The organism is Gilliamella sp. Choc5-1 (assembly GCF_001690595.1).
Classification (GTDB): Bacteria; Pseudomonadota; Gammaproteobacteria; order Enterobacterales; family Orbaceae; genus Gilliamella; species Gilliamella apicola_M.
The window spans coordinates 1-11,778 of record NZ_LZHH01000023.1; the positions used below are offsets into that span (position 1 = coordinate 1).

Below are 11,778 nucleotides of genomic sequence, written 5' to 3' on the forward strand. Positions count from 1 at the left end.
GCTCAATATCGTTTTGTATTTCACTCAATTGCGTGTAAATCTTACGTCGAAATAAAATATCATAACATTCTGTTTTCATCGTCTTATGGAATCGCTCACAAATACCGTTTGTTTGTGGGCTGTAGGCTTTGGTCTTGGTGTGTTCAATATCTTCTAGATTAAGATAAAGCTCATAAGCATTGCTCTCCTTATGGACATTATATTCCGTACCTCGGTCTGTAAGAATGCGTAACAGCGGCACTTGTTCCCTGTCAAAGAAAGGAAGGACTTTATCATTGAGCATATCGGCAGCAATCAGACTGTTTTTCTCGGTATAGACTTTAGCAAAAGCGAGTCTGGAATAGGTATCTTGTGCACATAAATATCCCGGATGATGTGTCTCAATTTCACCATGCGCTTCTTTTGATGCTTTGGCTTTTTCAAAGGCTTGTAATTGATTTTCAGTGAGCACACATCCTTCTAGTGCCACTTTGGCTTCTAGGGCTATTAAGCGTTTTTTAAAACTTTCTAAATCGTGACGTAGCCAAATAGAGCGTACCCCACTCCCTGACACCATGATGCCTTCTTGACGAAGTTGATTGGCAACTCGATGTTGCCCATAAGCTGGATATTCATAAGCCATATTGACAACGGCTTGTTCTATATGTGGCTCTACCCGATTTTTTTCGATAGGCTTTTTACGACTGATTTCTTGAAGCGCAAGCTCACCACCTTGCTCATACAGTTTTTTAAATCGATAATAGCTATCTCGACTGTATCCCATGACTTTGCAAGCTTGTTGAACGTTACCGAGTTGATTAGCTAATTCTAAAAGTCCTAATTTAGGTTTAATGATTTTGGCGGTTTGATTTATTTCTGACTCTCCTTTTTGTGTTATAAAATAACTTAAATGTCAGATTAAGTAAAGACTATTACAATTAAATTGATCATTTCGGTTAATAGGCTTGAGGTAATGGCTATCCATTGTCTATAAGCCAGCTATTTAAATTCATAGGTTATCCTCGCCAATGTTATCGACGATATCATAGATGTACATTTTTGCCTGTTCAAAATCATATCCCTCAATACCAAAAACGGATGTGCAAGATATCATACCTTCAAGTATTAACATAATTAGGCAAGATGCTTGTTCACATGACTTTGTGCCTCCTAGACATTCAAAAATCCTATCTTGAATCCACTTTTTATGTTCACTAACAATAGCGCATATTTCTTCACTTTTATTGTTATATTCAGACTTGGCTCGTACAAACATACAACCACGGTAATTATCATTCTTAAACCATTTTATATGCCATGAAATAATTGCATTGATTTTGTCTTTTTTTTCAGAAAAAACAGCGATAACATCTGTAAGTGATTTTTTAAAACAATCATTCCGCCTAAGTAACACTTTACTTACAAGCCCATTTTTGTCACCAAAATATTTATATAATGTTCTTTTTGATACACCTGCATTTTCTGCAATAAGCTCTAAACTAACAGGATGATAACCATATTCATTAAACAGCGATTCAGCCGCAGCAAGTATCATATCAACAATTTCAGGCTTCAATTTCATTTTTTATTATTTGTAATTGCTAGAATATTTTTGATTCTATCACAACAACTCTAATATAGTTAATTATAAATAATATTTGACCTTTATGGTTAATAAATATACATTAAGTAAACGAGACAGTTTACTTAATAGACTTACTAGTTTTATTAAAATCCCACATTAACCAAACAGGAGAGATTTATGCTAGAAAAATTAAAAGGAGGAGAGGTGATCTCACCTAAACCTAACGCAGTAGCTATATTGAGAGGATTTATTGGGGGTGCTTTAGGGATTTTAACTTTGCTCGTAATCACTCAGTGGGGAGGTACATTAGCAATTATGGCTCCATTTGGTGCAACATGCGTCTTGTTATTTGCTGCACCTAAATCTCCATTAGCACAACCAAGAAGTGTTATAGGAGGGCATTTTATTTCGTCTTTTATAGGTGTGTTGTTCATTAATTTATTTAGTAATGGAATTATACCGATAGCATTAGCAGTTGGGACATCTATCGCATTGATGCAGTTACTACGTGTAGTTCACGCTCCAGCTGGTGCAAACCCTATTCTAATCATGATGTCTGGAATTACTAACTATTCATTCTTGATAACACCAGTACTTATAGGTTCGGTTTTATTAGTCATGGTTGCTTTAATAGTTAATAATATAGGAATCGAAGCACGTTGGCCTAACTATTGGTTGGGATATCACTTTGATATGGGTAAAAGAATAAAAAAATCTAAAAAAGAGTAGACTGCCTATATTATATTAATAATAAGTTAAATTATGATCCTATAGTGGTTTTATCTACCTTGGCGATTCACTTTAATAAAATATATTGGCAATAGAACTATTATTCTCAAATTTTCTAAAGGCATTATATTTCTTTCATAAAAACAAAAACCACAAGATAGACTCTTGTGGTTTTCTAAAAGATACAGTTAATTCAGTGAAAAAACTATATCAAAAGATTAGCTCTTTTCAACTTGACTAAAATCTAGTTCTACAGGTGTCGAACGCCCAAAAATAGAAACGGATACTTTTAAGCGGCTTTTTTCATAATCAACTTCTTCTACTACACCATTAAAGTCAGCAAATGGACCTTCGTTAACACGAACAAGCTCGCCTGGTTCAAATAGTGTTTTAGGGCGTGGTTTATCGCCTATTTGTTGTAAACGATTCATGATTGCATCAACTTCACGTTGGCTAATTGGTGCAGGACGATCCGAAGTACCACCAATAAAGCCCATTGTTCTTGGTACACTTTTTACTAAATGCCAAGTTGCATCATTCATCATCATTTCAACTAATACATAACCAGGAAAGAATTTACGTTCACTTTTTCGACGTTGACCACTTTTCATTTCAACAACTTCTTCAGTGGGTACTAAAACTTCACCAAATGCATCTTCCATATTATGTAATTTGATGTATTCACGTAATGACTGTGCAACCCTAGCTTCATAGCCAGAATAAGCTTGAATAACATACCATCGCTTTTGTTGTGTTTCGCTCATATTAACGCCCTATTAATGTTAAATAAAAGATAATTGAACGGAATACCGAGTCCATTCCCCAAAGCGCTAAACCAACAATAAGTGTGATAGCTGCAACCAGTAAAGTTGTTTGTGCTGTTTCTTTACGAGTTGGCCATACAACTTTTCTTAACTCTTTTCTAGATTCTTGTAAAAATAACAAAAATGATTTGCCTTTATTTGTTGTGATCGCAATTAGCAATGTTAATAGTGAAATTACAGCAACCACAATAATCCGAACGATCGTATTAGGTTGATATATATCATTAGGTCCAGCAAAATAAAAATTTCCCCAAACAACAAACGCAATCAATACTAAAACTAAAAACCACTTAAATTTATCTAGAATAGTGTTTGTATCTTGACTCTCGTTACTTACTAGCATATAAAACCCATAATTATGTTATTTATAGTAATATCTATTTTCCAAAATGCTCTTTTATTAAAAACATTTTGCTAAACAGGCTAGATAAGAAAGGGCATCTATCGATACCCTTTCTATGGTAGCTAATACTTAGATTATTTAATAACCCTAGCAACAACACCTGCACCAACAGTACGACCACCTTCACGAATCGCAAAACGTAAGCCGTCTGCCATTGCGATTGGGTGAATTAATGATACTGTCATTTTGATGTTATCACCAGGCATTACCATTTCTACGCCTTCTGGTAATTCGATAGTACCAGTTACGTCAGTTGTACGGAAGTAGAACTGTGGACGGTAACCTTTGAAGAATGGAGTGTGACGACCACCTTCATCTTTGCTTAAGATATACACTTCTGATTCGAAATCAGTATGTGGTGTGATTGAACCTGGTTTTGCAAGTACTTGACCACGTTCGATTTCTTCACGTTTTGTACCTCGTAGTAATACACCAACGTTTTCACCTGCACGGCCTTCGTCAAGTAATTTACGGAACATTTCAACACCAGTACAAGTTGTTTTAGCAGTTGGTTTGATACCAACAATTTCAACTTCTTCACCAACTTTGATTACACCGCGTTCAACACGACCAGTTACTACTGTACCACGTCCTGAAATTGAGAATACGTCTTCAATTGGTAATAGGAATGGTTTGTCGATATCACGCTCTGGTTCTGGAATGTAGCTATCTAATGCTTCTGCTAATTCAACAATTTTGTCTTCCCATGCTGCATCGCCTTCTAACGCTTTAAGCGCAGAACCACGAATTACTGGTGTATCATCACCAGGGAAATCATATTGAGATAGAAGTTCACGTACTTCCATTTCAACTAATTCTAATAACTCTTCGTCATCAACCATATCACATTTATTTAAGAATACGATGATGTAAGGAACACCTACTTGACGACCTAAAAGGATGTGTTCACGAGTTTGTGGCATAGGACCATCTGTCGCTGCTACTACTAAGATAGCACCGTCCATTTGTGCCGCACCAGTGATCATGTTTTTAACATAGTCAGCATGGCCTGGACAGTCTACGTGTGCATAGTGACGAGTTGGTGTATCATATTCAACGTGTGAAGTGTTGATGGTGATACCACGTGCTTTTTCTTCTGGTGCGTTATCGATTTGATCGAATGCACGAGCTTGACCGCCGTATTTTTTAGCAAGTACAGCAGTAATTGCAGCTGTTAAAGTTGTTTTACCGTGGTCAACGTGGCCGATTGTACCAACGTTAACGTGGGGTTTTGTACGTTCAAATTTTTCTTTAGACATTTATCGTCCCTCAAATGTAATACAAATCGGTGGTGAATCACCACATTAACCAAGTATCATATTTAATATCAACATAATACTAACTTAAAATTAGCTCTGAATGATAACAGATAAAGTTACCGAGTGACAAGCTCTAAAGCAGGCAAATTTGATATTTTTAGAAGTTTAGGAGATTAACAAGAATGGTGCTGATAGGCAGATTTGAACTGCCGACCTCACCCTTACCAAGGGTGCGCTCTACCAACTGAGCTATATCAGCAATTGGAGCGGGCAGCGGGAATCGAACCCGCATCATCAGCTTGGAAGGCTGAGGTAATAGCCATTATACGATGCCCGCATGTTCAAACTCGGCTACCTAAATGCTTCAATTAGCTATTGCTAACATTAGATGATGGTGGTGGGGGAAGGATTCGAACCTTCGAAGTGTGACACGGCAGATTTACAGTCTGCTCCCTTTGGCCGCTCGGGAACCCCACCCCGAATCTTTATAAATTTGTCTACTTAGGAAAATGGTGCCGGCTGCCGGAATCGAACTGGCGACCTACTGATTACAAGTCAGTTGCTCTACCTACTGAGCTAAGCCGGCCTAAGTGCTGCGCATTATGAACTAGAACATTTAACCTTGCAAGCAAAAAAAACAAATTTTATTTTGTTTGCTTAAAAATAAATCAAAAACATAAAAAAACCCTGAAATATATGCTTATTTCAGGGTTTTATTCAGTTCAAAATAAACTTAATGTTATTTCTTTTTAACTACTTTCTTTTTGGTTGTTCCTGCACCTTTAGCTGCTGTATGTACAGCTACATCTTCGCTAACATCACCCTTATCTTGATATGCACGACCATAATAAGTATCAAGAAGGATCTGTTTTAGCTCCGCAATTAGAGGATAACGTGGATTTGCACCAGTACATTGATCATCAAAAGCATCAACTGCAAGCTGATCAACTTGAGCCAAGAAGGTCTTTTCATCCACACCAAATTCTTTAATAGAAAATGGAATATCAAGATCTTTTCTAAGTTGATCTAACCAACCAATTAATTTCTCGACTTTCTTCTCATCATTATCCGTAGTGGCGGTTAGACCTAAATGATCAGCAATTTCGGCATAACGGCTAACTGCTTTAGGATAACCATATTGGCTAAATGTACCTTGTTTAGTCGGTTTGTCGGTTGCATTAAAGCGCACAACATTACTAATTAACATCGCATTAGCAACACCATGAGGAATATGGAAGGCTGCACCAATTTTATGAGCTATTGAGTGACAAACACCAAGGAATGCTTGAGCAAAAGCAACACCAGCTAACGTTGCAGCACTATGCACTTTTTCTCGAGCAATAGGATTTTTAGCCCCTTCTCTATAACTTGCTGGTAAATAAGCTTTAAGTATGCTTAGCGCTTGTAACGCTTGCCCATCAGAAAACTCACTTGCCATAACTGATACATAAGCTTCTAAAGCATGCGTTACGGCATCATATCCTCCAGCCGCACAAAGTGAGCGAGGCATATTCATCACTAAGTTTGCATCAACTATTGCCATATTAGGCGTAATAGCATAATCCGCTAATGGATATTTTTGACCTGTTGCATCATCAGTAACAACGGCAAATGGAGTTACTTCAGAGCCTGTACCTGATGTGGTTGTTACACAAATTAATTTTGCTTTTTGCCCCATATTTGGGAAGTGGCAAGCACGTTTACGAATATCCATAAAACGTAATGCTAGTTCTTCGAATTTAGTTTCTGGGTGCTCATATAAAACCCACATGATTTTAGCAGCATCCATTGGTGAACCACCACCCAACGCAATAATTGTATCCGGTTGGAATGCTTGCATTGAATCAGTACCCTTACGCACGACACTTAATGTTGGATCTGCTTCAACATCAAAGAAAGTTTCACAAATAACACCTTGTGCTTCTAATTGATCGGTGATTTGTTTTGAGTAACCGTTATTAAATAGGAATTTATCTGTTACCAAAAATACACGTTTTGCACCTTGCTCAACCACTTCACTTAAAGCTACTGGTAATGAGCCACGTTTAAAATAGATAGAACTTGGTAGTTTGTGCCATAACATATTTTCTGCTCTCTTAGCGATTGTTTTCTTATTGATTAAGTGCTTCGGTCCAACATTTTCAGATACCGAGTTACCACCCCAAGAACCACATCCTAATGTTAAAGATGGCGCTAAATCAAAATTATACAAATCACCAATACCACCATGAGCCGCCGGTTGATTTATTAAAATACGGCAAGTTTTCATTTTACTACCAAAATAAGCAATACGTTCACGATTGCTATCTTGATCAGTATAAAGGACCGAAGTGTGCCCCATCCCACCCATTTCAACCAATTTTTCTGCTTTATCAACAGCTTCAGAGAAATCTTTAGCCTTGAACATAGCAAGCGTTGGAGAAAGTTTTTCGTGGGCAAACGGTTCAGATAAATCAACTTTACTTACTTCGCCAACAAGTACTTTCGAACCAGCTGGAACTTTAAGACCGGCCATTTCAGCAATTTTAGTTGCTGGCTGACCAACAATATTGGCATTTAAGGCGCCTTTGTCATTTAAAATAATACCTTGTATTGCTTTAGTTTCTTTAGCATTTAAGACATATGCACCATATTGAGATAATAAACGACGTACTTCATCATAGACAGAATCAACAACAATAATTGCTTGTTCTGATGCACAGATCATCCCGTTATCAAATGTCTTAGACATAAGTACTGAGGCAACAGCACGTTTCAAATCAGCTGTTTCATCTATAACAACTGGTGTATTACCTGCTCCAACGCCTAACGCAGGTTTACCTGAACTATAAGCTGCTTTTACCATGCCTGGTCCACCGGTTGCTAAAATAGCAGACACATCATCGTGGTGCATTAATGCATTTGATAATTCGATAGATGGCTCGTCAATCCAACCAATAATATCTTTTGGTGCACCTGCTTTAATTGCGGCATCTAAAACAATTCGAGCAGCTTCAATGGTTGATTTTTTGGCACGAGGGTGTGGAGAGAAGACAATTGCATTGCGAGTTTTTAAACTAATTAATGATTTAAAAATCGCTGTTGAAGTTGGGTTAGTTGTTGGAACAATTCCACAAATAATACCAAGTGGCTCTGCTATAGTAATAGTACCGAATGGTTCATTTTCAGCAACGACTCCACAAGTCTTATCGTGACGATATTTATTTAAAATATACTCAGCGGCGAAAAGGTTTTTTATAACCTTATCTTCGACAATTCCCATTCCTGACTCTGCAACAGCTTGTTGCGCAAGTGGAATACGTGCCGCAGCGGCGGCTGTCGCAGCGGCTACAAAGATTTTGTCTACTTGTTCTTGAGTATAAGTTGAATAAGTTTCCTGTGCTTTTTTGACTCGAGCCATTAACTCATTTAACTCATTCATGTTAGTTACTGCCATAGATTTCTCCTTGAAATTAAAAAATAAATCGGGATCGTTTGGCGTCTTCCTTGAAACTATTTAATGCTTAAGCATAATGACAAAACGAAATTGACGTTATCGTAAATCAGATTTTTACTTTATACAATAATATATTGAATAAAAAAAAGCATGTTACTAAAAGCAACTGATTTTTTTATGCATTTAATCAGTAAAAAAGAAATAGATATAAAACAAAGGCAATCACTTCTACTCAAAAGTGGTTATCATTAATAGAATTTGCTATGGAAGAAAAAAGGCTAGTTTTAAAAATTATATGTTACACAATTTATTTAGCACATAACTAACCGCCACAAAACCAAAAGTAGCTGTAACTGTTGTAATTGCACCAAACCCTGACTCACAGTCCATTTTTTTTGGTCCATCTGCTTCGCTTTTTGTTAAACACACTTTTCCATTTTTAGAAGGGTATGTTAATTGCTCAGTCGAAAATACACAAGGAATGCCGTATTTACCTTTACTATCTTTATTTAATTTATAATTATGCTTTAGTTTCTCTCGTAACTTCGCTACCAATGGATCTTGAATTGTCTTGGCTAAATCTGAAATTTTAATTTGGGTTGGATCTTTTTGCCCACCAGCTCCACCAATGGTAATCACTTTCAATTTTTGTCGCTTACAATATGCAAGTACAGCCGCTTTATCGTATACACTATCAATTGCTTCAATAATATAGTTATAATGGGGAGATTGCTTTGTTCCTAAATATTCGCCAACATTATCCGCATTAATAAAATCATCAATTTCATTTACGATACATTCAGGATTAATTTGTAAAATACGTTCAGCCATAACCGAGGTTTTAGGTTTGCCAATATTGGATTTTAAAGCATGAATTTGGCGATTTGTATTTGTTACACAAACATCATCCATATCAATTAGGGTAATTTGACCTATACCGCTACGCACTAGCGATTCAGCAACCCAAGAACCTACACCACCAATACCAATTACACAAATATGCGCTTGCGAAAAACATTGCAAAGCTGACTCACCATAAAGCCTAGCTATACCGCTGAAACGTTGAAAATAAGATTCTTTATTCATCAATAATTAATAATAGTGTTTTATACTAAAACACTTTCTCTCCTGAAACTTTTTTACAAATTATAACTGTAATATTCTTTGTATAAAGAATTTATCAATAAGTATTAGAGATATTATACCTTTCATGAATAAAAAACCAAATTAATAACTCATCATAAAAATGAACTACATCATCCCGATGATGAGCAATCAGTAGGATATTATTTGTCATTAATTGTATTCGTTTGAATTATTAGTTTTTTCTACAATAAACATTGTTAACTATGATTACTTAAGAGGAAAAATGAATGCGAAAACCCAAAAAGCTACTTAATAATCCAAATAATGTAAGGCAAGAAGTTATGCAGGGGTTGATTTATGCCTATCAGGGAAAATTAACTGCAATTTCAGATTATTGCGCCGTTTATGGCAATCATATTGCCAACGATCAAGTTGTCATTGTCTCGGGCGGTGGCAGTGGACATGAACCAACCTTTGCTGGATTCATTGGTAATGGTGGTATTGATGGCTGTGCTCTTGGTGAGGTTTTCACATCACCATCACCAGATCAAATCATTGAAGTAACCAAAACTATAGAAAAAGGGAAAGGTGTACTATTTTTATATGGCAACTATTCTGGAGACGGAATGAATTTTGATATTTCAGCTGAAATACTAGCTGAAAATAATATTATTACTAAAACAATTCGCGCTACTGATGATATTGCTTCAGCACCACTATCAAAAATTTCTGATCGTCGAGGTGTTGCGGGTATTATGTTTTTGTACAAAATTGCTGGTGCTGCGGCACAATTTGAAAAATACGATCTTGAAAGCCTTTATCAAGTAGTATCAAAAGCCAACAACAACGTTCGTACTATAGGGGTAGCATTAGATGGATGCGCATTACCTCAGTCAAATAAATTCAATTTTGAATTAAAAGATAACGAAATTGAAATTGGTATCGGCATCCATGGTGAAGCTGGGTTACGCCGGCAAGAAACAACATCATCTGATGAAGTTGTCAAGGATATGATAAATCGCCTTTGTGATGATTTGCCTTTCAAAAACGGCGACCGTGTGTGTGTACTAATTAACAATTTGGGCGCACTTAGTAACACCGAGCTTCTCATCATAACACGTAAAGTAGGTATTGAACTTGATACTCGAGGCATAATCAGCCACGATGTTGTTGTTGGTCATTTTTGTACATCACTTGAAATGTCCGGCTTTTCAATTACCTTAATAAAGTTAGATCAAGAACTACAACATCTTTATGATTTACCTTGCAAAACACTAGGATGGAGAAAATAAAATGAATTTATCACAAGTTCGCAAAATGATGTTATTCACTGCCGAAAAAATGGTTGAAAGCGAACCAACATTAACATCTTTAGATCAAATTGTGGGAGATGGTGACCACGGCATTGGTATGAAACGGGGATTCGCTGCGATCATTGTGTTACTACAAGATGAAAAATTTCAACCAACTAACATAGGTGATTTTTTTATTCAAATTGGCACAAAATTAATGACAAGTATGGGCGGTGCTTCAGGGGCAATTTTTGGTACTTTATTTAGAGCAGGAGGAAAAAGTATTACTGGAATCACAGAATTTGATTCAAGTGCACTATCAAAACTACTTAATGAAGGTTGGCAGGCGGTCTATCAACGTGGCAACGCTAAACCAGGGGATAAGACTATGGTTGATGCCTTAGCCGCTAGTGCAACAACGGCAAGTCAATTAACATCTTCGAAGTTAATGGATGCGCTACCTAAAATAGCACAATCGGCTATGGAAGGCGCAGAAAAAACGAAACAAATGATCGCTGTATTTGGTCGAGCTAAAAGTTTAGGTGAACGAGCAATTGGTCATATGGATCCTGGTTCGGTTTCAATGGCATATATTTTGAAATTCATGAATGAATATATTCAAACCCAATAAAAAAAGATCCGCCGATGATATCGGCGGATTTCAGATTGATGACAAACCTCGATATAATTCGGGGTTTATTTTTTATTTAAACCATAAACAGGATTTTTAATTTGGATTTTATTAAATAAATTAAAAAATGGCCTAAAAAAACATATAATAGTCTTTACTTAATCTGACATTTGAGTTATTTTATAACACAAAAAGGAGAGTCAGAAATAAATCAAACCGCCAAAATCATTAAACCTAAATTAGGACTTTTAGAATTAGCTAATCAACTCGGTAACGTTCAACAAGCTTGCAAAGTCATGGGATACAGTCGAGATAGTTATTATCGCTTTAAAAAACTGTATGAGCAAGGGGGGTGAGTTTGCACTTCAAGAAATCAGTCGTAAAAAGCCTATCGAAAAAAATCGGGTAGAGCCACATATAGAACAAGCCGTTGTCAATATGACCTATGAATATCCAGCTTATGGGCAACATCGAGTTGCCAATCAACTTCGTCAAGAAGGCATCATGGTGTCAGGGAGTGGGGTACGCTCTATTTGGCTACGTCACGATTTAGA

The 11,778-nt window shown here is 36.5% G+C and carries 10 protein-coding genes, 4 tRNA genes and 1 pseudogene; 4 read left to right on the forward strand and 11 right to left on the reverse strand.

All coding sequences use genetic code 11. The features are described from left to right. On the reverse strand, positions 1 to 853 hold an 853-nt coding region (locus tag A9G35_RS01780; protein WP_081300083.1), incomplete at its 3' end, for a helix-turn-helix domain-containing protein. 135 nt (positions 854 to 988) lie between these two features. Next, the gene (locus A9G35_RS01785; RefSeq protein ID WP_065560458.1) at positions 989 to 1,561 is read right to left on the reverse strand and encodes a TetR/AcrR family transcriptional regulator; all 573 of its coding nucleotides are present in this window, start codon (positions 1,559 to 1,561) and stop codon (positions 989 to 991) included. Positions 1,562 to 1,741: 180 nt separating this feature from the next. On the opposite strand from A9G35_RS01785, the gene A9G35_RS01790 reads away from it, so the two are divergent. Then, entirely contained in the window at positions 1,742 to 2,293 is a 552-nt protein-coding gene (locus tag A9G35_RS01790) for an HPP family protein (protein ID WP_065635431.1), read from the forward strand. Positions 2,294 to 2,511: 218 nt separating this feature from the next. On the opposite strand, the gene nusG is transcribed toward A9G35_RS01790, so the two are convergent. The 9 genes from nusG to tcdA all read right to left on the reverse strand — a co-directional run bounded on the left by nusG (position 2,512) and on the right by tcdA (position 9,301). Further along, positions 2,512 to 3,057, reverse strand: a complete 546-nt coding sequence (gene nusG / locus A9G35_RS01795; RefSeq protein WP_034913625.1) for a transcription termination/antitermination protein NusG — start codon at positions 3,055 to 3,057, stop codon at positions 2,512 to 2,514. 1 nt (position 3,058) lies between these two features. Next, positions 3,059 to 3,460 carry a preprotein translocase subunit SecE gene (gene secE, locus A9G35_RS01800; protein ID WP_065560456.1) on the reverse strand — a complete coding sequence of 134 codons (402 nt, stop codon included), beginning with the start codon at positions 3,458 to 3,460 and terminating at the stop codon, positions 3,059 to 3,061. Positions 3,461 to 3,594: 134 nt separating this feature from the next. Continuing rightward, on the reverse strand, positions 3,595 to 4,779 hold the full coding sequence (gene tuf / locus A9G35_RS01805; protein WP_065635432.1) for an elongation factor Tu: 1,185 nt from the start codon (positions 4,777 to 4,779) through the stop codon (positions 3,595 to 3,597). A gap of 183 nt (positions 4,780 to 4,962) precedes the next feature. Further along, a tRNA-Thr gene (locus tag A9G35_RS01810) sits at positions 4,963 to 5,038 on the reverse strand. A gap of 3 nt (positions 5,039 to 5,041) precedes the next feature. Beyond that, positions 5,042 to 5,116, reverse strand: a tRNA-Gly gene (locus tag A9G35_RS01815). 55 nt (positions 5,117 to 5,171) lie between these two features. Further along, a tRNA-Tyr gene (locus tag A9G35_RS01820) sits at positions 5,172 to 5,256 on the reverse strand. A gap of 33 nt (positions 5,257 to 5,289) precedes the next feature. After that, a tRNA-Thr gene (locus A9G35_RS01825) sits at positions 5,290 to 5,365 on the reverse strand. 153 nt (positions 5,366 to 5,518) lie between these two features. Then, positions 5,519 to 8,215: a bifunctional acetaldehyde-CoA/alcohol dehydrogenase gene (gene adhE / locus A9G35_RS01830; protein WP_065561434.1), complete on the reverse strand. Its 2,697-nt coding sequence runs from the start codon at positions 8,213 to 8,215 to the stop codon at positions 5,519 to 5,521. A 291-nt stretch (positions 8,216 to 8,506) separates the two neighbouring features. Beyond that, positions 8,507 to 9,301: a tRNA cyclic N6-threonylcarbamoyladenosine(37) synthase TcdA gene (tcdA, locus tag A9G35_RS01835; RefSeq protein WP_065561433.1), complete on the reverse strand. Its 795-nt coding sequence runs from the start codon at positions 9,299 to 9,301 to the stop codon at positions 8,507 to 8,509. A 287-nt stretch (positions 9,302 to 9,588) separates the two neighbouring features. On the opposite strand from tcdA, the gene A9G35_RS01840 reads away from it, so the two are divergent. The 3 genes and pseudogenes from A9G35_RS01840 to A9G35_RS12805 form a co-directional block, all read left to right on the forward strand. Beyond that, entirely contained in the window at positions 9,589 to 10,593 is a 1,005-nt protein-coding gene (locus A9G35_RS01840; RefSeq protein ID WP_065635433.1) for a dihydroxyacetone kinase subunit DhaK, read from the forward strand. A gap of 1 nt (position 10,594) precedes the next feature. Then, positions 10,595 to 11,224, forward strand: a complete 630-nt coding sequence (dhaL, locus tag A9G35_RS01845; RefSeq protein WP_065561432.1) for a dihydroxyacetone kinase subunit DhaL — start codon at positions 10,595 to 10,597, stop codon at positions 11,222 to 11,224. Positions 11,225 to 11,430: 206 nt separating this feature from the next. After that, a pseudogene (locus A9G35_RS12805) lies at positions 11,431 to 11,778 on the forward strand (helix-turn-helix domain-containing protein); the annotation flags it as partial.

Bases quoted from the DNA above. Each gene is read 5' to 3' on its own strand.
- A9G35_RS01785 (WP_065560458.1), bottom strand. From the start codon at position 1,561: ATGAAATTGAAGCCTGAAATTGTTGATATGATACTTGCTGCGGCTGAA.
- A9G35_RS01790 (WP_065635431.1), top strand. From the start codon at position 1,742: ATGCTAGAAAAATTAAAAGGAGGAGAGGTGATCTCACCTAAACCTAAC.
- nusG (WP_034913625.1), bottom strand. From the start codon at position 3,057: ATGAGCGAAACACAACAAAAGCGATGGTATGTTATTCAAGCTTATTCT.
- secE (WP_065560456.1), bottom strand. From the start codon at position 3,460: ATGCTAGTAAGTAACGAGAGTCAAGATACAAACACTATTCTAGATAAA.
- tuf (WP_065635432.1), bottom strand. From the start codon at position 4,779: ATGTCTAAAGAAAAATTTGAACGTACAAAACCCCACGTTAACGTTGGT.
- adhE (WP_065561434.1), bottom strand. From the start codon at position 8,215: ATGGCAGTAACTAACATGAATGAGTTAAATGAGTTAATGGCTCGAGTC.
- tcdA (WP_065561433.1), bottom strand. From the start codon at position 9,301: ATGAATAAAGAATCTTATTTTCAACGTTTCAGCGGTATAGCTAGGCTT.
- A9G35_RS01840 (WP_065635433.1), top strand. From the start codon at position 9,589: ATGCGAAAACCCAAAAAGCTACTTAATAATCCAAATAATGTAAGGCAA.
- dhaL (WP_065561432.1), top strand. From the start codon at position 10,595: ATGAATTTATCACAAGTTCGCAAAATGATGTTATTCACTGCCGAAAAA.